Below are 22,903 nucleotides of genomic sequence, written 5' to 3' on the forward strand. Positions count from 1 at the left end.
GTAGTGGCTAGTTGCATACTAGTCACTTTTATCACTTTTATCACTTTCATCCATTCGCTTCTTTTTTTCCCTTTCCTTTATTGATTTAATGACATTATCAGGCAATTTCATATTGGCGCTATGCTTTAAAAGCATAAGATTACCAACAATGACGCCTAATATTAGCATGATTAATAGTAGCAAAGACCAAGTGCTCATTTTTAACCTATATACTTGTAAAAAAGCAGGAAAAATCCTGCTTTTGATATTTATATTGTCAATGTTTTTTGTTAATCAATCAAACCATAGTCATTGCTTAAAATCGCTATGATTTCGGCTTTTGGGTTGTCCGATAATGTAATTTTCTCACCGATTATTTTTTCTGCTATACCAATATAGGTTTCTGAAATTTTCATTAAAACTTCTGCTGGTAGGGCGTTATCACGTGCAAGTGCCGTTCGTTCTTGCATACAATCTTTATTTAATAAAATATCCGGATCGGGAAAATGATTAAGTAATAATTGACGGAAATCTTCCTTTGAATTTTCCACAATTTTACCTTGTTTATAGGCTGTAGCATCCCAGATACGAGAAGAGTCTGGTGTGCCGACTTCATCCATATAAATTAATTTTTCATTACCTGCTTTATCTTGAACGTAACCAAATTCAAATTTTGTATCAACAAAAATTTGTTCTATTTTAGCAAGTTCATCACTAATAACATCGAAGCCTTCTTTTAATAGTTTCTCGTAGTAATTAATATCTTCGAGTTTAGAGAAATTAAAAGCAGTAAAGTTATCTTCGATGTTTTGTCGAGTAATATTAACATCATCAACCGCAGGTACTCCGGGGATATCATGTAAAATACCCTTAGTAGAAGGTGTAATGAGTAGCTCAGGAAGCTTTTGATCTTTTTCTAATCCCCCTGCTATTTTTATGCCACAGAATTCACGCTCGCCTTTTACATAGGAGCGCCACATCGAACCTGTAATGTATTGTCGGCAAATAGCTTCTATCATGATAGGTTTAGCTTTTTGAACAATCCAAACAAACGGATGAGGAATATCTAAAATATGGCTATCTGCCAACCCTTGCTCTTTAAACAGTTTAAACCAATGGTTAGAGATAGCATTGAGTGCAGCACCTTTGCCGGGAACGCCATTCATACCGCCTTCACCATGCCAAATACAATCAAAAGCGGAGATTCGATCGCTAATTACCATAATCGCTAATGGTGCATCAGCCGCGACATCATAGCCTTTTTCTAGAATTAAACGTTTGCTGTCAGCTTCCGTTAACCAATATACAGAACGAACCTTACCACTATGAACGGGTTGGTCGGTACGGATTGGGAGGTCGTTATTAACAGCTAATACTTTATCGGCGAGATTCATGAACAATATCCTATATATGAAGCCAAATTAAACAGGCGAACGCTAAATGCAAAGTTAAGGTCATAAATAATATCAGAAATTTTGCCAGTTATCATGGCAAAAAATTGTTTTTACAGCATAATGAAAATCAATTTGTGTCTTTCAATGCATCTAATAATATTATGTTAATTAGAGGTTGTTGATCTTGATAGGATGGCAATGCTTCATTCTCAGTGTTTTACTTAAAACACAGTTAGATTGAAGCAAATTCGCACACAATAGCTCAATAACCTCTACCAAATCAAATCGTCTGGAATAGCAAACTCTGCATAGGGATCATCTTCATCCACTTGTGATATATCGACTTTTTCATGTAATGCAACCAATACAGAGGGATCAATAGCGGTTAATTTAACAACAGCTTCTTTATTAATTAAATAAAATTCTTCATTGAGCGAACAAATTGCCAAACTACCATTAATTAATTTTTGTTGGGTTGCTTCATTAATAGCAATACGTTTTACTTTATTTTCATAGGTAAAGTGGTAGTCAATGTCGCCCTCATAATGCTTTTCACAGTGTTGGGTTATCATCTGAATCAGCTTACCATGGGCAGATCGTGCATCAAGTTGTGCTTGGGTTTGTCTATTTTTTTCTAAATCTTGTTGCTGCTGTAACTCTTTTTGTTCATTGATGGCTTGTTGAATAGCTGTGACTTCTACCGCACCCTTTTTCTTTTTTTGTTTCGCTTGACGGCGTTTTTCTGTTTGTGTTTGTTTCGCTTTTTGCTTATTTATGAGGCCAGCCTTGAGTAACTGATCTTGAAGAGAAGCCATGTAAATACCTTATCAAATAGAGAATATGAGCACTATTCTAGCCGCAAATATAACTGATGGAAATTATATTTAATGTAGCGCACAATATTTTCTAGAAATAATCGACAAATAACATATAAAGCCTATGCTTTTAACATAACTAAGTGAGGCGAACTGTATGAAAAATCTAGAAGTTTCAAACTTTATGACAGAAAAAAGCATCTATTTTACTAAAGAGATGACAGTGGAGCGGGCGGTCAAAAAATTACTAAATAGTAAATATATAGGTGGCCCAGTTTTAGATGATTCGGGGCGTGTTATTGGCTGGCTTTCAGAGCAAGATTGCCTAAAAAAAATGATAGCATCAAGCTATTACTGTCAACAAGTCGCTCTGGTTGCAGATGCGATGGTCCCAGAGGGATTGACGGTAAAAGCAAACATGAGTGTCTTTGAACTCGGTCAGTTGATGCTGCAGCAAAAGCCAAAAATCTATCCTGTTGTAGATAATGATAACAAGCTCCTTGGCATGATCACTCGAAAAAATGTTTTAGCAGCAATGAGCGAGCAGCTAGAATCTTGCTAACATTAGAAAATGACCGATATTTAGATAAATAATTGCTGCGGGGTCCAGCACCCCGTAAGTACTTTTTTGTCTCTATATGCTCTTAAATAGCACATATATTGTTCCCGTGAAATAGGATAAACTCCTAGTGTTTGTAGATGTGGGGTTGGCATTTGACAGTCTATTAATATCCCTTGGAAACGACTAAAATGTTTATTTAACGCGATAAAAGCGAGTTTTGAGCTATTATCTACCAGGCTAAACATTGATTCACCACAAAATATAGTACCAATATTGATACCATATAGTCCTCCAACTAATTTCCCCGTTTGCCAAACTTCAATGGAGTGGGCATAGCCTTGATGATGTAAATCAATATAGGCCTTCATCATATTCTCTGTGATCCAGGTGCCGTTCTGATTTTTCCTCGGTTGCGCACAAGCATGAATGACATCATTGAATGCATGATTTACGGTAACCGTGAAACATTTTTTGGCAACCACACGTTTCATACTCTTACTAATGTGGCAGGCAGTAGGTTTGATCATTGCCCTAACTGATGGGCTCCACCAAAGAATAGGCTCATCATCACTAAACCAAGGGAAAATACCATTTCTATAGGCGTTAATGATACGTGTTAAAGAGAGGTCGCCTCCCATCGCTAATAGCCCATCGGGGCTAGTTAAGGCTGTTTCAACGTTAGGAAATTCATAGGTATCAAGTGACAGTTCTGGTAAATAAATTGGCATTCTATGTGGTCGTTGTAAAATTAGCAGAATGATAATACCAATTCCGATAAATAGCTGATCTATTTTACTGGTTAAAACAACTTACTGCTGCGTTGTAATTTTCGCAAAGGGAATAACCATTTACGTCAAATTACGCCTTGAATTAAGCTGTTTTTCCTGCGCAAAATCTAAATCACATACTTACCGGAATTGGTATAATCAAGCTACTTTAAGATGAAAAATCAGCAAGCCAACACCTGTAGCTATACTAGAGATAAAATTGAGCTTGGATAAATCTGCATTGCAATTATCGCATCTTACGTCTTAATCTCGCTTACTTTTCCTCTACAAGCGATGACCAGTATATTATCAAGATTGATATTATACCGGCCAAATGTAGTTGATAGAACTAGCTTTTACTCATTTCGGTCATTTACATTTTCAAAACGTAGGCCGGTTTCACCTGTATATAATTGGCGAGGGCGACCAATACGTTGTCCTGGTTGATCCAACATCTCTTTCCAATGAGATACCCATCCTACAGTTCGTGCGATAGCAAATATAACGGTAAACATGGACTTTGGAATACCCATTGCTTTTAAGATAATACCAGAGTAAAAATCTACGTTAGGGTAGAGTTTTTTAGCAATAAAGTATTCATCTTCAAGTGCGATGCGTTCAAGTTCCATTGCAACATCAAGTAGTGGATCTTTTATTTGTAAGTCGTTTAATACTTCATAGCAAGTTTTACGCATTACTTTAGCACGAGGATCGTGGTTTTTATAAACGCGATGTCCAAATCCCATTAAGCGGAAAGGATCATCCTTATCTTTTGCCTTAGCAATAAATTCTGGAATACGGTCAACGGTGCCAATTTCTTCGAGCATGTTAAGACAGGCTTCATTAGCACCACCATGTGCAGGTCCCCATAACGAGGCGATACCCGCTGCAATACAAGCAAATGGATTAGCACCCGATGAACCCGCTAAACGTACTGTTGAGGTTGAAGCATTTTGTTCATGGTCTGCATGTAAGATAAAAATCTTATCCATCGCGAGTTCCAGTACAGGATTTACCTTGTACTCTTCACAGGGAACTGCAAACATCATTTTTAAAAAATTACCCGCATAGGAAAGTGTATTATCGGGATATACAAATGGTTGACCATGAGAATATTTGTAACTCATTGCGGCCAATGTAGGCATTTTTGATATAAGTCGATATGCCGCAATTTCACGATGTTGTTCATTAGTGATATCGAGTGAATCGTGATAGAAAGCCGATAGTGCGCCAACAACACCCACCATGATTGCCATTGGATGTGAATCACGGCGAAATCCTGAATAGAGTTTGGCAAGTTGCTCATGGATCATGGTGTGATGTAATACCACGCTATGAAATCGATTGAACTCTTCCTTATTTGGCAGTATTCCGTTAAGCAATAAGTAGCAAACTTCGAGATAATCTGATTTTTCAGCGAGTTGCTCAATAGGGTAACCACGATGTTCAAGAATGCCTTTATCACCGTCAATGTATGTTATTGCAGATTTGCAAGAGGCTGTTGCCATGAAACCGGGGTCATAGGTGAAATAGCCAGCTTTCCCTAAGCTGGAAATATCAATGACATCATTACCAGCAGTGCCTTCTAAGATTGGTAGCTCGATGGGTTCCTGTCCTGGTAAGTGCAGTATTGCCTTTTTATCTGTCATTTATCGCTCCATCATATGTAGTCTATTTAATTACTGATAGCATTTTTACAGACTAAAATAGAGATTGTCAATTTTAACATATCTACTTTGGGATCTGCCAAAAGCGGCTATTTATGAATATAGAAACATAAATATATAGCTTAATAAGAGATTGAAAGTAGATAAATAGATTAAATGAGTGGGAAGAAAATAAATTTGTAATTAATGTCACAATTTGAAATTTTGATGACACCCCATGACACTATTACAGTGATTGTTTAGTTACAAAAGATTAACATTGTGCTAACAATAGGTTGTTCAAAATAAGCCATTAATATTCATCAGACAAAAGAGATAAAATTGTGCATAAACAGAGACCTAAAAACTTGGATTTAACAACAGTTGCATTACCTGTAACTGCAACTGCATCTATTTTACACCGAATTTCTGGCATCATAGTATTTATTGCTTTAGCCATTTTTCTGTCTCTGCTGAGCTGTTCATTAGCATCAGAGGCCGATTACGATCGCGTACTTGCATACTTCGATATGTTTGTCGTTGAATTTATTATTTGGGGGGCATTAACTGGCCTTGCCTATCACGTTGTGTTTGGTATTCGACACATGATTCAAGATTTGGGATATTGGGAAGAACTTCCCTGTGCAACGCTTAGTGCTAAAGTCGGTTTTGCAATCACCCTATTATTATCTATTTTATCGGGAGTTCTAGTATGGTAAAGGTCGCAGGAACATTTGGCAGAAGTGGTGTTCATGATTATATATTGTTACGCGCAAGTGCAATTATCATGCTCGCTTACCTGCTTTATTTGTTAGCATTTATCTCTTGTGCAGATGCCACATTCAGTGTGTGGAAAGGTTTTTTTGATCTAACCTTTACCAAGGTTTTCACGCTATTCGCGCTAATTGCCATGCTTATACATGCTTGGATTGGTATTTGGCAAGTACTGACGGATTATGTAAAACACAGCTTATTACGTGGTTCATTACAGTTTTTATTAACATCTATTGCATTTATATATGTGTTATTCGGTTTTGTAATTTTGTGGGGTATTTAACGTGACGCTTCCTATTCGAGAGTTTGATGCAATTGTAATTGGTGCCGGTGGTGCAGGAATGCGTGCCGCATTATCTATTTCTGAGCAAGGTAAAAGCTGTGCGCTAATCAGTAAAGTTTTTCCGACACGTTCACACACCGTTTCTGCGCAGGGGGGATCACCGTCGCATTAGGTAATTCTCATAAAGATGATTGGCAATGGCATATGTATGACACTGTTAAAGGGTCTGATTATATTGGCGATCAAGATGCCATTGAATACATGTGCAAAACCGGGCCAGAGGTAGTTCGCGAGTTAGAGAATATGGGCTTACCTTTTTCACGTTTCGAAGATGGTTCTGTTTATCAGCGTCCCTTCGGCGGACAATCTAAAGAATTTGGGGGTGAGCAGGCATCACGCACAGCAGCCGCTGCAGACAGAACTGGGCATGCGTTATTGCACACTCTATATCAACAGAACATTAAAAATAAAACGACGGTTTATTCTGAGTGGTATGCCTTAGACTTGGTAAAAAATGATGACGGTGATGTGGTTGGTTGTACAGCCATTAATATAGAAAATGGTGAAGTCGTGATGTTTAAGGCACAGGCAACTGTCCTTGCAACAGGGGGAGCTGGGCGTATTTATGCCTCTACTACGAATGCGCACATTAATACTGGAGACGGTGTCGGTATGGCGCTGCGTGCTGGGGTGCCGGTACAAGATATGGAAATGTGGCAGTTCCATCCAACGGGTATCGCAGGTGCTGGTGTTTTGGTCACAGAAGGGTGCCGTGGCGAAGGTGGCTATCTATTGAATAAAGACGGGGAGCGTTTTATGGAACGTTACGCACCTAATGCAAAAGATTTAGCTGGACGAGACGTAGTAGCACGTTCGATTATGATCGAAATTCGTGAAGGGCGGGGATGTGAAGGCCCTTGGGGGACTCATATTAAATTAAAGCTTGATCATTTGGGAAAAGAGGTTTTAGAAAGCCGTTTACCCGGTATTTGTGAGTTATCCCGAACATTTGCCCATGTTGATCCCGTTAAAGAACCCATTCCGATTATTCCAACTTGCCATTATATGATGGGGGGAGTACCGACAACAGTTAATGGTCAAGTACTGAAAATGGATGAACATGGTAAAGATATCGAGGTAAAAGGTCTTTTTGCTGTCGGTGAAATAGCCTGTGTGTCAGTGCATGGGGCAAACCGCTTAGGAGGAAATTCACTGCTCGATTTAGTTGTGTTTGGACGTGCGACGGGCAAACATTTAGGTAAAGTGTTAAGCCAGGAAAACAGAGCTAAAGAGCCTACAGAGCAAAATATTGAATCTGCTTTAGTGCGATTGAATCGTTGGGAAAATGGAACGGGTACGGAAGATCCTGTGCAGTTACGTAAAGATTTACAGGAGTGTATGCAAAGAAACTTTTCGGTTTTTCGAGAAGGTACTGCGATGGCGGAAGGTCTTGCTGAGTTAGCTGTATTACGTGAACGTCTACAGAATGCAAAATTAAGTGATAAAAGTACAGAATTTAATACTAATCGTATTGAATGTTTAGAGCTTGATAACTTGATGGAAACGGCCTATGCAACCGCCATGGCTGCAAATTATAGAACAGAAAGTCGTGGTGCTCATAGTCGCTTTGATTTCCCAGACCGCGATGATACTAACTGGTTACATCACAGTATTTATAATCCTGAAACCAAGAGTATGTGCAAAAGAGATGTGAATATGACGCCGCTATTACGTGACCCTTTTCCACCTAAAGCACGTGTTTACTAAATAAGGTTAATTGTTATGAATGTTAATTTTTCTGTTTATCGTTACAATCCCGATATCGATTCTGCTCCATATATGCAAAGCATGTCATTGGAGATTGCTGAGGGATCGGACATGATGGTACTCGATGCATTAATCGCCTTAAAGGAAGTCGATCCAACATTGTCTTTTCGTCGCTCTTGTCGTGAAGGGGTTTGTGGCAGTGATGGTGTAAATATTAATGGTAAGAATGGATTAGCCTGTATTACACCACTTTCCGATTTATTAAACAAAGGTGAAATAACGCTTCGTCCATTACCGGGATTACCAGTAGTCCGTGACCTTGTTATCGATATGAGCCAATTCTATACACAGTATGAAAAAATTAAGCCATACTTGATCACTGATGAAAGGCATCCACCCGTTGGTGAATTTAAACAGTCTCCCCAACAGCGTGAAAAATTAGATGGATTATATGAGTGTATTTTATGTGCTTGTTGTTCAACCTCTTGCCCATCATTTTGGTGGAATCCTGATAAATTCATCGGTCCAGCTGGATTACTAGCCTCTTATCGCTTTTTAATTGATAGTCGTGATAGTGCAACTGAGCAACGTCTTGATGATCTTGATGATGCATTTAGTGTTTTTCGTTGCCATAGTATTATGAATTGCGTTAGTGTTTGCCCTAAGGGATTAAATCCCACTAAGGCTATTGGCAAAATTAAATCGATGTTGTTGCAACGAGCCATTTAGTGGCGATAGTAATACATTTAATTGATAAGAAATATTTAAGGAATTTTCATGCCAAATAATGTGATGGAAACATGGTTAGCCTCATCTCATCTTTCCGGGGCAAATTCCACTTATATTGAAGCGCTATATGAATCATATTTAGATGACCCTTTGGCTGTTGATGCTAATTGGCGCGCGGTATTTGATGAATTGCCAAAAGTAAGTGAATTACCCGAAGAAGCTCATTCCGTTATTCGTGAGCAAATTAGAGAATCGGCCAAAAAACCTAAATGCTTTACACCACCTAAAGGTGCCGTGCACAACGACGCAAAGCAGGTGCAGGTTTTACAACTCATTGGCGCGTACCGTAACCGTGGACATGAGGTCGCAACACTTGATCCACTTGGTTTAAGTAAAACAGAAACCGTGACTGATTTAGATCCCTTTTATCATGAGTTAGAAGGCTCTGATCTTGATGCAAGTTTTAATGTCGGCTCCTATGCGGCTGCCAATGAAACGATGATACTGCGTGATCTACTTACGTCATTAAAAAGCACCTATTGTGGTTCGATAGGTGTTGAATATATGCATATCACCAATTCAGACGAGAAGCGTTGGCTGCAAAATCGCATTGAATCTTGCGAAAGCCGTCCTTCGTTTAGCGAAGAAGCTAAACACCGTTTTCTTGAAGAGCTGACAGCAGCAGAAGGTCTTGAGCGTTATATAGGCGCTAAATTTCCGGGTGCTAAACGTTTTTCATTAGAAGGTGGTGATGCGTTTGTGCCAATGCTTAAGGAATTGATACGCCGTGCTGGAGAGCAGGGGGCACAGGAAGTTGTATTAGGTATGGCACATCGTGGTCGTCTTAATGTTTTAGTTAATGTTTTAGGCAAAAAACCTAATCTATTATTTGATGAATTTGCTGGTAAACATAGTGAAGTGCATGGCTCTAGTGATGTAAAATATCATCAAGGTTTTAGTAGTGACTTTAAAACCCCTAAAGGTAATGTACATTTATCACTGGCGTTTAATCCTTCCCATCTAGAGATTGTTAATCCGGTTGTATTAGGTTCTGTTCGTGCTCGACAGGAGCGTTTGCATAGCGTCGGTGAAAGTGTCTTACCCATCACGGTGCATGGTGATTCGGCGATTGCTGGGCAGGGGATCGTACAAGAAACATTTAACATGTCACAAGCGCGAGCATTTAAGGTCAGTGGAACCGTCCGTATCGTGATTAATAACCAAATTGGTTTTACTACCTCTAATCCTCAAGATACACGTTCTACTCGCTACTGTACGGATATTGCTAAAATGGTACAGGCACCCATTTTTCATGTTAATGGTGATGATCCTGAAGCGGTTATTTTAGCAAGTCAAATAGCCCTTGATTTCCGTAATAAATTCAAACGCGATGTGGTTATCGACTTAGTTTGTTACCGCCGTCATGGGCATAACGAAGCCGATGAGCCAAATGCCACTCAGCCTGTGATGTACCAAAAAATTAAAAAACATCCAACACCACGTGAAATTTATGTCGCACAACTAGAACGTGAAGGGGTCATTGAACAGGGGTACGCACAGCAAATTATTGAACAATACCGTACCGCTTTAGATAATGGCGAGTGTGTTGTTAAAGAATGGCAGGCAATGCAACGCCCCTCCGTTGATTGGTCTCCTTACCTTAAACACGATTGGGATTCACACTATGATGCGCATTTCTCTAAGGAACGCTTACTTGAGTTAGCCAAAATTATTAGCAGTTATCCTGAAGATCATTTACAACATTCACGTGTTAAGAAAATTTATGCCGACCGTCAATTGATGGCGCATGAAGAAAAACTTTGTGACTGGGGATTCGCAGAAAATCTTGCCTATGCAACGCTACTCGACTCTAAATATAACATTCGTTTAGTTGGCCAAGACTCAGGACGTGGTACTTTTTTCCATCGTCATGCTGTGCTACATGAACAAAAAGAGGGCAGTTCCTATACACCGTTGAAGAATATATCTGATCAACAGGGACACTTTGATGTTTATGACTCTGTTTTATCTGAAGCGGCAGTGCTTGCTTTTGAATATGGTTACTCTACTGCAGCGCCTAAAGGATTATGTATTTGGGAAGCACAATTTGGTGATTTTGCGAATGGTGCGCAGGTTGTTTTTGACCAATTCTTGTCATCAGGTGAACAAAAATGGGGACGTATGTGCGGACTGACCGTGCTGCTACCTCACGGTTATGAAGGTCAAGGACCAGAGCATTCATCGGGACGGTTAGAGCGCTATTTACAACTCTGTGCTGAGCATAATATGCAAGTGTGTGTCCCATCAACGCCGGCACAGATTTATCACATTTTACGACGTCAGGTTGTTCGCTCTATGCGTCGACCGCTAATCATTATGTCACCGAAATCATTGCTACGTCATCCTTTAGCGGTTTCTAATTTAGATGAATTAGCATCGGGCACATTTCAAAATGCGATTGCAGAAATTGATAATATAGATAGCACTTTAGTGGATCGCGTTATTTTATGTAGTGGTAAAGTTTATTATGAATTATTAGAAAAACGACGCGATGTTGGTCTTAATAATATTGCCATTATACGTATTGAGCAGCTATACCCGTTCCCCGTAGATCAAGTTAATCAGATTCTGGCTGATTATGCACATGTTAAAGATTTTGTCTGGTGCCAAGAAGAACCTCAAAATCAAGGCGCGTGGTACTGCAGTCAGCATCATTTTAGAAGTGTATTACCTGAAGGTGCAAAATTGCATTATGCAGGAAGAGAAGCCTCAGCATCAACGGCAGTCGGCTATATGTCGCTACACATGAAGCAGCAAAAAGCATTGGTCAATAGCGCTCTTGCGATAGAGCAAGAGTCATAGAGTCTCTAATTTTATAATCCAAATTTATATGTAGGAAGCATTAATTATGATTGATATTTTAGTTCCAGAACTTCCCGAGTCGGTGGCTGATGCTACAGTTGCTGTTTGGCATAAACAGGCTGGTGATTACGTTGAAAGAGATGAAGTACTCGTTGAAATTGAAACCGATAAAGTAGTTTTAGAGGTACCTGCAACGGCATCGGGAACATTACAGGAGATCATTGAAGCAGAAGGCTCTACCGTATTATCGAAACAATTACTCGGTAAATTAGTCGCAGGTGAAGCACCAGAAAAATCGAATATTATTGAAGAAAAAGCTCTCGTTGCAGATGCAAGCCCCTCGGTGCGACGTTTGATGCATGAGCACGGCATTGATGCTAGGCAAATTAAAGGCTCTGGCAAAGGTGGGGTGATAACCCGCGAGGATGTAGATAACTATCGTGAATTAAAAAATAAAAATGCAACACCTCCGCAGGTTGATATTGTTGCAGCGGTTGCTGCCCGTAGTGATAAACGTGTCCCCATGACGCGTTTACGTAAGCGTGTCGCAGAACGCCTATTAGAGGCTAAAAATTCAACGGCAATGTTAACCACCTTTAATGAAGTGAATATGAAGCCAATCATGGATCTTCGTAAACAGTATCAAGATGTCTTTGAAAAGAAACATGGTATTCGTTTAGGCTTTATGTCTTTTTATATTAAAGCCGTCACGGAAGCATTAAAACGTTTTCCTGAAGTAAATGCAGCGATCGATGGTGATGATATCGTCTATCATAACTTTTTCGATATCAGTATTGCCGTTTCTACACCGCGTGGGCTTGTAACACCCGTGTTGCGTGATACGGATACGCTAAGTGTCGCTGATATTGAAAAAGGCATCAAGGCATTAGCAATTAAAGGCCGAGATGGTAAATTAACCGTTGATGAGATGATGGGGGGGAATTTTACCGTTACCAATGGCGGTGTATTTGGCTCTTTATTATCAACTCCTATTATTAATCCACCACAGGCTGCTATTTTGGGAATGCATAAAATTCAAGACCGTCCTATGGCCGTCGATGGGAAGGTAGAAATTTTACCGATGATGTATTTGGCATTATCCTATGACCATCGTTTAATCGATGGTAAAGAGTCAGTTAGCTTTTTGGTAACAATCAAAGAGTTATTAGAAGATCCTACTCGCTTGCTATTAGATATATAACTAAATATTGTGAATAAATCTCTTTATTAACAATAGATTAGATTTTAATAAAGTATTGCGTCAGTACAGGCGGTCTATATAATAGTCGCATAATATAAATAACAAATGGAAATATATCATGAATTTGCATGAATATCAGGCAAAGCAACTGTTTAAAGAGTATGGTCTCCCTGTACCGAAAGGAATGGCATGTGAAAGTGCAGAGCAGGCCGTTAATGCAGCTTCTCAATTAGGTGGTGATCGTTGGGTTATTAAATGCCAAGTTCATGCTGGTGGCCGTGGTAAAGCGGGTGGCGTTGAGTTAGTAAATAGTAAAGATGCATTACGTGACTTTGCCCATAAATGGTTAGGTAAAAACCTAGTTACTTACCAAACAGATGCAAAGGGACAACCCGTAAATAAGTTATTGGTAGAGGCGTGTAGCGACATTGCCAATGAACTTTATTTAGGTGCGGTCATTGATCGTGCTTCGCAACGAGTCACTTTTATGGCATCAACCGAAGGTGGTGTTGAAATTGAGAAAGTGGCAGAAGAAACACCTGAGCTGATCCATACCGTTTTAATTGATCCATTAGTTGGTCCTCAAGCTTATCAAGGTCGTGAATTGGCATTCAAATTAGGCCTTTCTGGCAAACAGATCGGTCAGTTTACAAAGATTTTTCTTGGTTTAGCAAAAATGTTTACTGATAAAGATTTAGCTTTGCTAGAGATTAATCCATTAGTTGTGACGGGCAGCGATGACCTAATCTGTTTAGATGGAAAAATCAGTATCGATGCTAATGCAATGTATCGTCAAAGTTTATTACATGAAATGCATGATACAACTCAGGATGATGAACGTGAAATTCACGCTGCACAGTGGGAGCTTAATTATGTCGCACTTGATGGCAATATAGGTTGTATGGTCAATGGTGCTGGTCTTGCGATGGGAACGATGGATATCGTCCATTTACATGGTGGCAAACCTGCTAACTTCTTGGACGTTGGCGGTGGTGCAACTAAAGAGCGTGTTACTGAAGCCTTTAAAATAATTCTTTCAGATGACAAAGTAAAAGCAGTGCTAGTTAATATTTTTGGTGGCATTGTACGTTGTGATTTAATTGCAGAAGGTGTTATTGGTGCGGTTGCTGAGGTCGGTGTATCCGTTCCTGTTATTGTTCGTCTTGAAGGCAATAATGCAGATTTAGGCCGTAAAATTCTTGCTGAATCTGGTCTTAATATCATTGCAGCGACATCTCTAACGGATGCTGCTGAACAGTCAGTAAAAGCGGTAGGTGGCAAATAATGAGCATTTTAATAAATAAAGATACCAAAGTAATTTGCCAAGGTTTTACTGGTGGCCAAGGAACTTTCCATTCTCAACAAGCTATTGAATATGGTACGCAGATGGTGGGTGGTGTTTCGCCTGGTAAAGGCGGACAAATCCATCTTGGTTTGCCTGTTTTCAATACGGTACGTGAAGCGGTAGAAAAAACGGGCGCGACGGCTTCTGTTATCTATGTGCCTGCGCCTTTTTGTAAAGATGCCATTTTAGAAGCGATTGATGCAGGTATAAAGTTAATCGTTACCATCACAGAGGGGATCCCAACGCTTGACTTGGTTGATGTAAAAATTAAGTTAGATCAAGCGGGTGTGGTGATGATTGGGCCAAACTGTCCCGGTGTGATAACCCCTGATGAATGCAAAATTGGTATTATGCCTGGTCACATTCATAAAAAAGGTAAAGTGGGCATTGTTTCTCGCTCTGGTACATTAACCTATGAAGCTGTAAAACAGACAACTGACGAAGGTTTTGGTCAATCAACCTGTGTTGGTATTGGTGGTGATCCAATTCCGGGTTCAAATTTCATTGATATTCTTAAATTATTTCAAGAAGATCCTGAAACTGAAGCGATCGTAATGATTGGTGAAATAGGTGGCACAGCGGAAGAAGAAGCCGCGGCATATATTAAAGCGCATGTTACTAAGCCTGTTGTTTCTTATATCGCTGGTGTTACTGCGCCTGCAGGCAAACGTATGGGCCATGCCGGTGCGATTATAGCGGGTGGTAAAGGTACTGCTGAAGATAAATTTAAAGCGCTAGAAGATGCGGGTGTTAAAACCACCAAGTCTTTAGCTGAGATCGGTAGTGCTTTACGCGAAGTGACTGGCTGGTAAGTTACTGGATTTTATCCCATAAAAAAACCGCGTAATTTCGCGGTTTTTTTGTCTTTCAATTTCTGCTGATTAATTGTTAATCTTCTAATTCTTCTTCGTCATAGGCTTCTAATGCTGCTAAACGCTTTTTCTCATACGCTGCAGCTGACGCTTCTTTTTCAGCGGCTATTTTCGCGGCAAGTTCATTACGAGCAGTACGTTTTTCAGCTTTGCGTTTATTACCTAACTGTAGGTTTTCTAAAAAGCCTTGTAACTCTTGTTTTGCCCATTGTTCTGCAAGCTCTTCTGTTTCGAAGCCTTTCATTCGTTTAGAAACACTTGTTCTACGCGCAGTAACACGACGCGTGATCTCTGCGTGCCACTGATCACCATCTTGGGTAATACGGTAATCGAATTTGTTTTCTTGTGCCATTGTGGTTATTTCCTAGTACTTAAATTATTTATCTGTTTATTGGTATTGGTTTAATACTGCAGAGAATAAACAGTAATATAGAATTTTAACATATAAAGATATTTATACTGAGTGTTAATTTTAGCTTATTTATCTTTTAATGTTGGCCATGTAAAACCCTTCGATTTTATCGGCGTGTTTTCTGAAGGGACTCTTTTAGTTTCAAGAATAGCGTTAATTAATTTTTTACAAGCGGGATTGTTTTTATGGAACGTTTTTAAGTATAAAATTTCAACTTTGCTACGTGCCCATGGTGTTGTGCGCAAAAACTTTAAGCTTGATTTAAAACGAGGATTACTGAGAAAACAATTGATATTGAGTAGTTGACCCATCTTTTCCCAACCTAATTCTTTCTCAAGTTCGATAAGAATTTGCTCAAGTTTAATGCCATGAAGCGGATCATTACTATTAGTCATTATGCAGCCCAAAAGAAAAAGCCTATTGTAGCAGTATCATTAAAGGTTAGCACAAGATATAAAGTGTTAACTATGCTAAATTTGCTGAAGAGATTACAAACATGGTAATAATCATGCAAAACAAAGCAACATTGTTAAATGAGTTACAAGTCGCGGCTATAGATCCCACGGGTGTCTTACTGATTCACTCTTCTATGAAAGCACTAGGCGAAATAGAAGGGGGAGCTGAAACTGTTATTAATGCCTTTAGCGAATATATGCAAAATGGATTATTAATCATACCGACCCATACATGGGCACCACACTGTAACAGCGATAATCGCTATGATCCCGATACAGAGCCTGCTTGTACTGGTATACTTGGCGAACTATTTAGACAATGCAACGGGGTCGTGCGTTCTCTACATCCTACCCATTCAGTCGCTGCATTAGGTGATGATGCCGAAGCGTTTATTGCTGGCGAAGAACAATATGACACGCCCTGTCCACCCAATGGTGTGTGGGGAAGATTAGAGCAGTGCGATGCACAAATACTCTTTCTTGGCTGTCCGTTAAGTAAAAATACCTTTATTCATAGCATTGAAGAGAAATTTAATATTCCACTTAGGCTTAGTAAATCATTTAGCCAATATCAAATAAAAAATGGGGCTGAATGGATCTCACGTCCAATGCGTAAACATGAGTCACCCTGCGGAGATATTTCGCTCAATTACGCAAAATTATTACCAGTTTTCTTACAAAGAGGCGCAGCAAAACAGGTCACCATAGGCGAATCGATAAGTTATTTATGCAGTGCTAATCAGATGGCTGCAATATGTGGAGAATATCTTATAGATGATCCTGATTTTTTTGCACATGCTAATATGGAATAAGCTTTTAATGAGAGGTGAAGGTGGGCGTTGTTATGAGTAGTGAATTTTGATTCACTACTCATAGGGATTTTTACTCTATATAGCCGCCTTTTGTTGCGATATCGACCATCTTATTACGAAAGTTAATGTCTGCAGATAGTTTTTCAATAATGCTCTGCACTTGATTTGCAGCTGCTTCATCTTTGGTATAAGCAATGAAAGAGCCACCTTCAGGAGAAAAATCAACTTGTGGTGATAAATCAGGAGATTCCGTACTCAGAGCAGCCCTCACTAATGCCGCCCATGTATATCCGCTACCTTGTAATCCTGCATCAGAAAAATACGTATCAGTGCTGGTTTTATAATTAAAATATTTTATTGTGTACTCTGCACCGTTTTGTTGAACTGATAAATTTTCATCTAGATCATTTGCCAAAACGTTAACAGAAAGCATTGTTAAAATGAGCAAAATAATTTTTTTCATAGTGGTACTCCTAAAAATTTACGCTTTGCTTGAGTTTATAATAGGTAATTTATGCCAATAATCTTGGTCTAAATTAAGCCTATAATAGTTAAAAATTTGTAACAAACATTTTAAATAATTTATCAAACCTAGGTTAGGTTTATGAGCTTTAAATATGTTTAATATGGTGTATATATCAATTTTTTACTTAAATGAGTGTAATAAAGAAAAGTCCATGGGACCGAGGAAATAGATTAAAACTGCAGTAAGTGACACCGACTGATCTATTGTGTGCTATTGCTTTATGCTAAATTAATTTAACAGCTCTATAATTAAAACATCGCAGTTCAGGAACTTAGCTAAGGCGTGTTGATGCATCATAAAATTACCGATATCTGCAAACAATTAAATAGTATCTTGCTCGGCAAGGAAGATCAGACCGAGTTAGCTTTGATTTGCCTACTTGCAGGAGGTCATCTGTTAATTGAAGATCTGCCGGGTATGGGCAAAACAACCTTGGCTTCAGCGTTGGCACAAACACTTGGGTTGGACTATCAAAGGGTACAATTTACCAGTGACATGTTGCCTGCGGACATTCTTGGTGTCTCTATTTTTGATACGCACAAACAGCAATTTACTTTTCACCAAGGGCCAATTTTCACACAGGTATTATTAGCCGATGAAATTAACCGTGCCAGCCCTAAAACACAAAGCGCATTACTGGAGGCGATGGAAGAGAAACAAATTTCCATTGATAGTGAAACCTATCCTTTACCGGCACCGTTTTTTGTCATCGCAACACAAAATCCATTAGATCAAGCGGGCACCTTTCCATTACCGGAATCGCAATTAGATCGTTTCATGATGCGTATTGAGCTTGGTTTTCCTAGTGTCGAGGCTGAATTGCAAATGCTCAAGGGGCATTCTGCCAAGGATCAAAAAAATACGATTCCAGCCATTATCAATGTTGCCGAACTACAGCAGATGCAAGTTTCAGTTGGTCAAATTAAAGCGAGCGAGGAGGTTTTGTATTATTTATTACGTCTGATTAATGAAAGTCGCTACAGCGGTATGGCTGCTAACCCTTTATCACCGCGTTGTAGTAAAGTGTTATTGCAGGCCGCAAAAGCAATGGCTTTTGTCAAACAGCGCGATTATGTTATCCCCGATGATATTCAAGCTGTTTTCGTTGCGGTGACCGACCATCGTTTAGCGGGTGTTAACAGTGATAAGCAAGGCAGTAAAGCGCTCAGTCAAACCTTGCTTGATAGTGTTGATCCGCTCGCTTAACTTATGAATTATCTTGCGCAGTTGAAAGGTATATTGACGCGGATAGTAAGGCATCGCTTTGATAAGTGGCTAAGTAAGCGTATGCCTGCACAAACTAGTTTTACCTTAAACCATAAAAACAGCTTTATTTTTCCCTCTCTGTTTGGGCTCTATTTTTTACTGCTCTGTTTCGTGTTGTTTCTACTTGGCACTAATTATGAAAACAATTTAATTTTGTTTTTGGTCTTTTTTCTCTGTAGTTTTATGGTGACTTGTTTGCTTCTCACCTATCAAAATATCGCCCAGTTAACATTCACTGCGACTCCCGTTAACCCTCAGTTTGCAGGACAAGATGTTGCGTTTTGTTTACGGATACTTCGACCAACGGATAATGGCAAAAAGCTCGATATCAATTTCCAAAAATCAGTTTCCACGCTTAGGTCTGTCATTAGTGAACAACAAGTCGTGTTGTATAGTTTCTGTAAGCAGAGAGGTTATTTTAGCCCTGGTCGTGTGACGGTGCGTTCAACTTTTCCCTTTGGGCTATTTACTGTTTGGACGCATCTTGATTTTGCGCACTCTGTTTTGTTGTATCCTGAACCAATAAACAATGAACGAGCGTTGCTCAGTTCATCCTCGCTGAATAACTATAGTGGCATGAGCAATTATGCAGTGGGTTTTGAACAGTTCTCAATGCTAAAAAGCTATCAACCAGGGGAATCTTTAAAATCGGTGGCATGGAAACAATTGGCGCAGGGACGAGGGTGGTTTAGTAAACAGTTCGAACAATCACAAGCGGGTGATGTCTTTTTAGATATCGATTTATATCCCTATTTAGAACTAGAAGAAAAGCTCAGTTTATTGTGTTACCAAATCATCGAACTACATGAAAAGCATTGCAGTTATGGCTTAAAACTCGGCAATGACACTATTGCTAACGGTCATGGCATGGCACAAAAAGAGGCGTGTTTAAAGGCATTAGCTTTATACGGTACGAGCCCATGAAAGCCTTTCTTAGCCGTTTAGGTTTACTGCTCATTATCCTGAGCTATGTTGTGCTACTCGGTGCATTATATGATCACTTATCTCTGTTCTTAATTATCTTAGGTCTGTTCTGTAGCGGTTGGCGGGTGGCTCATTTTTATGAGCGTGTGCCAATGTTGGCTGGACGCTGGTTAAGTTTACTGACCATAACGTCTAGCATAATTACGATTGCCTTGGTTTATCAGCTGGGTGTTTTTAATGTAATGCTGCATCTTATCGTCTTGGGTTTTAGTTTGAAATTTTTGGAACTAAAATCGATACGTGATGTGCATATATTTGTGAATACTGGCTTTGTCTTACTAGCGCTGTTTTTAATTTTTAACTACACCATTGTGATGGCTCTATTGGGAAGCTTGATCATATTGATGTTGTTAGCCATCTTATTATCCGTACATGGTGGTTTTTTCCTTGGTAATGGGTTTAGCAAATTATTAGTTAAAAGTTGTTTACTGAGTTTACCGCTGGCGTTGCTGTTATTCGTTGTTATTCCGCGATTACCTTCTCTATGGAAAATGCCGCAACAGAAACAGGCAACCACGGGGTTAAGTGATAGTGTCACGCCGGGGGACATTGCCGAACTAAGCCGCTCCAGTGAGTTAGCCTTTCGTGCTTCATTCGCCAATACCCCAGTGGCTGAGCGAGATCGTTATTGGCGTGTCATGACTCTTGACCATTTTGATGGGCGCTCGTGGTCGCAAAGCCAATGGCACAAAGAGGAACAACAAAGTGCAAAATATAGCAGAGGAAAAAACTTAACGGTTAGCTTCTTCACAGATAATTATGAGCTAATTGTTGAACCCCATTTTAATTATTGGATACCTGCGCTTGATTATAGTAAAGCGGCTGTCGGACAGGTAAATTTAAGTGACTACACATTGCGCAGTGTAAAACCCATTTTTAAAAGAGAAGCTTTCAATATCGTTTTATATCAGCAAATCCAAGTACCATCTTTAACGGCAAGAGAACAAAAGCAATTTACACAACTACCGACACAGGGCAATGAAAAGACGCAGGAGTGGGTGGCAACTAAGCTAAAACAGGGCCTTGCTAAAGAAGCGTTAATGCAGCAACTTTTGTTTCAGTTTCGTACTCAAAACTATCGTTACACGCTTAAACCGCCTCCCTTGGGAAATGATTTTGTAGATGATTTTTTATTCTCCACACTGGCGGGATTTTGTGTGCATTATGCCAGTAGTTATCTTTATGTTGCACGGCTAGTCGGTATTCCAGCACGTATGGTGACAGGATATTTGGGCGGTGAATGGCAAGATCAGGATAAGTTTCTGACCGTTCGCCAATATGATGCCCATGCTTGGGTGGAAATTTGGCAAGGGGGACGTTGGCAACGGGTTGATCCCACCGCCTATGTCGCCCCTGAACGGGTTGAATCGGGGCTTGAACAAAGCTTGTCTAACCGTGATGAGTTTTTACAAGGGGAATATTTATCATTACAGAAATGGCGAAATATAAAACTACTGAATCAATTACGGCAAAAAATAGAGCAAATAGATTATCTATGGGCAACTTGGGTGGTTAATTATGATAACAAAAAACAACTCGCATTGATGCAAGCTTGGCTCGCTAAGTTCCCATGGTTAAATCTATTTTCTGCTGTGTTAATCGCTATGTTATGCGCTTTTATTGTGACGCTATTATTCATATTTAAACCTTGGATCAGAGTAAAGATAAGCGCTGAAGATCGGATTTTTTTGCAATTACAGCGTTACTACGCCAACCGGGGTGTTATCAGAAAAAAAGGGCAAACCGTTACAGCCTTTTGCCAACAAGCCAGTCACAAATTTCAGCTATCCGCAACACACTTTACAAGCTTTGCGGATAAATACAATAGCTTAAAATATGATAGCAATTTATCAGCCAACCAGCGTCAAAAACAACTTAAGCAGTTAGCATTTATCTGTAAGCAATTGCAAAAACGGCAATGATGTAAGGCATACATTATATAAGTAACTATTTTCTCTACCCACGCACTTGTTGATCCAAGTGGTGCTATAGTTAAATCATAACTATAAGGGGGTTGCTTATGACTATCATTCAATCATTTGGTGCCGCAGAGACGGTTACTGGATCATGTCATTTTTTACAGATTAAAAGTGGGCCTAATATTCTTATAGATTGTGGTTATTTTCAAGGTGAAAATGAACAGAAAACGTCGGAACCATTTGACTTTAAATCAACAGATGTCGATATCGTTTTATTAACTCATGCTCATCTTGACCATGTCGGGCGGGTTCCTAAATTAGTTAAGGAAGGGTTTGACGGGAAACTTGTTGCTTTACGTGCGACCATGGATTTGGCGGAAGTCATTTTAATGGATAGCGCTAAAATAGCCGAAGAGGATTATAAAACCGCGTTGAAAAAAGCGCGTCGCACGGGTAACGAAAAAAAGATTCCACCGCCTATCTACAGCAGTGACGATGCACTAGCAGTATTTGATTTAACCATTCAATATGCCGAGTACGACAAAACGATTCAACTTACTCCTAACGTTAAGGTTACCTTTAGAAATGCGGGACATATTCTTGGCTCAGCCACCATTCAAATAGAAGTAACGGAAGATGGGGTTGTAAAAACGCTAGTGTTCAGCGGGGATCTCGGCAGTCGTCGCGATATCATTATGCCGCATCCTGCTTTAGTGAAAAAAGCCGATGCACTTTATATCGAGTCGACCTATGGTGATCGTAATCACCGTCCCTTACAAGAGACGATTGCAGAGTTTAAAGAGATCGTCATCAACACCTTAAAAAATAAAGGCAATGTATTGATCCCATCCTTTGCCGTTGAGCGAACTCAAGAAGTTTTGTTGATGCTAAAAGAGATGTATTACAATAAAGAATTGCCTGTTTGCAAAGTGTTTTTAGACTCCCCGATGGCGATACGCGCAACCCAAATATATAACAATTATCACGCTGAACTAAATGCTGTTGCAGACAAATTACTGCTACGTGATGGTACTGTTTTCGAATTTCCTTATTTGCAATATTCACTTAAAAATCAAGAGTCGATGCTGATTAATAAGGAGGAGAGTGGTTGCATCATTATTGCTGGTAGTGGCATGTGTACAGGTGGGCGAATTCTGCATCATTTTAAACACCGTCTTTGGGATGAGCGCAACAGTGTTATCTTTGTTGGTTACCAAGTGCATGGCACGTTAGGGCGACAAATGATAGATGGGGCTTCGTCAATTCAGCTTTTTCATGAATCAATTAATGTGAACGCCAAAATACATATGCTTAATGGCTTTTCTGCACATGCAGACCAAAGCGATCTATTAGCTTGGATGGGGGAGTTTGAACAATTAGAGAAAGTTTATTTAATACATGGAGAGCCTGATAAACAGACTGTTTTTAAAGACGTGATTAAAGAGCAACTTCATAAATCTGTTCATATTGTTAAATATGGCGAAAAGATTTTTGTTTAGAAAATATCCCCCGTTGGTCATCACAATAAGGGGG

General features: G+C 39.5%; 21 protein-coding genes and 1 pseudogene. 14 read left to right on the plus strand and 8 right to left on the minus strand.

The features are described 5' to 3' along the window. Positions 1-18: 18 nt before the first annotated feature. The 3 genes from AB2N10_RS04975 to AB2N10_RS04985 all read right to left on the minus strand — a co-directional run bounded on the left by AB2N10_RS04975 (position 19) and on the right by AB2N10_RS04985 (position 2,188). Positions 19-198 (minus strand): DUF2897 family protein, encoded by a 180-nt coding sequence (locus AB2N10_RS04975; protein WP_354625723.1) that lies wholly within the window; start codon positions 196-198, stop codon positions 19-21. Positions 199-269: 71 nt separating this feature from the next. After that, the gene (locus AB2N10_RS04980) at positions 270-1,373 is read right to left on the minus strand and encodes a phosphoribosylaminoimidazolesuccinocarboxamide synthase (RefSeq protein ID WP_369434412.1); all 1,104 of its coding nucleotides are present in this window, start codon (positions 1,371-1,373) and stop codon (positions 270-272) included. Positions 1,374-1,645: 272 nt separating this feature from the next. Beyond that, the gene (locus AB2N10_RS04985; RefSeq protein WP_354625725.1) at positions 1,646-2,188 is read right to left on the minus strand and encodes a DUF2058 domain-containing protein; all 543 of its coding nucleotides are present in this window, start codon (positions 2,186-2,188) and stop codon (positions 1,646-1,648) included. 157 nt (positions 2,189-2,345) lie between these two features. Here AB2N10_RS04985 and AB2N10_RS04990 point away from each other — a divergent pair, with 157 nt between their 5' ends. Then, entirely contained in the window at positions 2,346-2,750 is a 405-nt protein-coding gene (locus tag AB2N10_RS04990) for a CBS domain-containing protein (protein ID WP_354625726.1), read from the plus strand. A gap of 20 nt (positions 2,751-2,770) precedes the next feature. On the opposite strand, the gene aat is transcribed toward AB2N10_RS04990, so the two are convergent. Both aat and AB2N10_RS05000 read right to left on the minus strand, forming a co-directional pair. After that, complete coding sequence (gene aat / locus AB2N10_RS04995) at positions 2,771-3,478, minus strand: leucyl/phenylalanyl-tRNA--protein transferase (RefSeq protein WP_354625727.1); 708 nt, start codon at positions 3,476-3,478, stop codon at positions 2,771-2,773. A gap of 395 nt (positions 3,479-3,873) precedes the next feature. Further along, positions 3,874-5,166, minus strand: a complete 1,293-nt coding sequence (locus AB2N10_RS05000) for a citrate synthase (protein ID WP_354625728.1) — start codon at positions 5,164-5,166, stop codon at positions 3,874-3,876. Between the two features lie 341 nt (positions 5,167-5,507). Between AB2N10_RS05000 and sdhC the strand changes: the two genes are divergently transcribed. The 8 genes and pseudogenes from sdhC (at position 5,508) to sucD (ending at position 14,936) form a co-directional block, all read left to right on the plus strand. Further along, positions 5,508-5,882, plus strand: a complete 375-nt coding sequence (gene sdhC / locus AB2N10_RS05005) for a succinate dehydrogenase, cytochrome b556 subunit (RefSeq protein ID WP_354625729.1) — start codon at positions 5,508-5,510, stop codon at positions 5,880-5,882. After that, positions 5,876-6,220 (plus strand): succinate dehydrogenase, hydrophobic membrane anchor protein, encoded by a 345-nt coding sequence (gene sdhD, locus AB2N10_RS05010; protein ID WP_354625730.1) that lies wholly within the window; start codon positions 5,876-5,878, stop codon positions 6,218-6,220. The genes sdhC and sdhD overlap by 7 nt, the downstream gene beginning before the upstream one ends. A 58-nt stretch (positions 6,221-6,278) precedes the next feature. After that, a pseudogene (gene sdhA / locus AB2N10_RS05015) lies at positions 6,279-7,987 on the plus strand (succinate dehydrogenase flavoprotein subunit). A 15-nt stretch (positions 7,988-8,002) separates the two neighbouring features. Continuing rightward, positions 8,003-8,716: a succinate dehydrogenase iron-sulfur subunit gene (locus tag AB2N10_RS05020; protein WP_369434413.1), complete on the plus strand. Its 714-nt coding sequence runs from the start codon at positions 8,003-8,005 to the stop codon at positions 8,714-8,716. Positions 8,717-8,764: 48 nt separating this feature from the next. Continuing rightward, the gene (gene sucA / locus AB2N10_RS05025) at positions 8,765-11,578 is read left to right on the plus strand and encodes a 2-oxoglutarate dehydrogenase E1 component (RefSeq protein WP_369434414.1); all 2,814 of its coding nucleotides are present in this window, start codon (positions 8,765-8,767) and stop codon (positions 11,576-11,578) included. A gap of 46 nt (positions 11,579-11,624) precedes the next feature. Continuing rightward, on the plus strand, positions 11,625-12,779 hold the full coding sequence (gene odhB / locus AB2N10_RS05030) for a 2-oxoglutarate dehydrogenase complex dihydrolipoyllysine-residue succinyltransferase (protein WP_369434415.1): 1,155 nt from the start codon (positions 11,625-11,627) through the stop codon (positions 12,777-12,779). 118 nt (positions 12,780-12,897) lie between these two features. Beyond that, positions 12,898-14,064, plus strand: coding sequence for an ADP-forming succinate--CoA ligase subunit beta (sucC, locus tag AB2N10_RS05035; protein ID WP_354625733.1), 1,167 nt, complete (start codon positions 12,898-12,900; stop codon positions 14,062-14,064). Next, positions 14,064-14,936: a succinate--CoA ligase subunit alpha gene (gene sucD / locus AB2N10_RS05040; RefSeq protein WP_354625734.1), complete on the plus strand. Its 873-nt coding sequence runs from the start codon at positions 14,064-14,066 to the stop codon at positions 14,934-14,936. The genes sucC and sucD overlap by 1 nt, the downstream gene beginning before the upstream one ends. 76 nt (positions 14,937-15,012) lie before the next feature. Here sucD and AB2N10_RS05045 read toward each other — a convergent pair whose 3' ends face one another. Together AB2N10_RS05045 and AB2N10_RS05050 are read right to left on the minus strand one after the other, a co-directional pair. Then, positions 15,013-15,348: a DUF3622 domain-containing protein gene (locus AB2N10_RS05045; protein ID WP_354625735.1), complete on the minus strand. Its 336-nt coding sequence runs from the start codon at positions 15,346-15,348 to the stop codon at positions 15,013-15,015. A gap of 125 nt (positions 15,349-15,473) precedes the next feature. Then, positions 15,474-15,803 carry a VF530 family protein gene (locus tag AB2N10_RS05050; protein WP_354625736.1) on the minus strand — a complete coding sequence of 110 codons (330 nt, stop codon included), beginning with the start codon at positions 15,801-15,803 and terminating at the stop codon, positions 15,474-15,476. 113 nt (positions 15,804-15,916) lie between these two features. On the opposite strand from AB2N10_RS05050, the gene AB2N10_RS05055 reads away from it, so the two are divergent. Continuing rightward, a complete protein-coding gene (locus tag AB2N10_RS05055) occupies positions 15,917-16,675 on the plus strand; it encodes an AAC(3) family N-acetyltransferase (protein WP_354625737.1) in 759 nt (252 codons plus the stop codon). A 70-nt stretch (positions 16,676-16,745) separates the two neighbouring features. Here AB2N10_RS05055 and AB2N10_RS05060 read toward each other — a convergent pair whose 3' ends face one another. Then, the gene (locus AB2N10_RS05060; RefSeq protein ID WP_354625738.1) at positions 16,746-17,138 is read right to left on the minus strand and encodes an Imm51 family immunity protein; all 393 of its coding nucleotides are present in this window, start codon (positions 17,136-17,138) and stop codon (positions 16,746-16,748) included. Positions 17,139-17,489: 351 nt separating this feature from the next. Here AB2N10_RS05060 and AB2N10_RS05065 point away from each other — a divergent pair, with 351 nt between their 5' ends. From AB2N10_RS05065 to AB2N10_RS05080, 4 genes are all read left to right on the plus strand, one after another. Continuing rightward, the gene (locus AB2N10_RS05065) at positions 17,490-18,407 is read left to right on the plus strand and encodes a MoxR family ATPase (protein WP_354625739.1); all 918 of its coding nucleotides are present in this window, start codon (positions 17,490-17,492) and stop codon (positions 18,405-18,407) included. Positions 18,408-18,488: 81 nt separating this feature from the next. Then, the gene (locus tag AB2N10_RS05070) at positions 18,489-19,391 is read left to right on the plus strand and encodes a DUF58 domain-containing protein (RefSeq protein WP_354625740.1); all 903 of its coding nucleotides are present in this window, start codon (positions 18,489-18,491) and stop codon (positions 19,389-19,391) included. Continuing rightward, positions 19,388-21,373: a transglutaminaseTgpA domain-containing protein gene (locus AB2N10_RS05075; protein ID WP_369434416.1), complete on the plus strand. Its 1,986-nt coding sequence runs from the start codon at positions 19,388-19,390 to the stop codon at positions 21,371-21,373. The genes AB2N10_RS05070 and AB2N10_RS05075 overlap by 4 nt, the downstream gene beginning before the upstream one ends. 98 nt (positions 21,374-21,471) lie before the next feature. Further along, positions 21,472-22,869, plus strand: coding sequence for an MBL fold metallo-hydrolase RNA specificity domain-containing protein (locus AB2N10_RS05080; RefSeq protein ID WP_369434417.1), 1,398 nt, complete (start codon positions 21,472-21,474; stop codon positions 22,867-22,869). Positions 22,870-22,903: the final 34 nt, after the last annotated feature.

It is taken from the genome of Psychromonas sp. MME1, from assembly GCF_041080865.1.
In the GTDB taxonomy this organism is placed as follows: Bacteria; Pseudomonadota; Gammaproteobacteria; order Enterobacterales; family Psychromonadaceae; genus Psychromonas.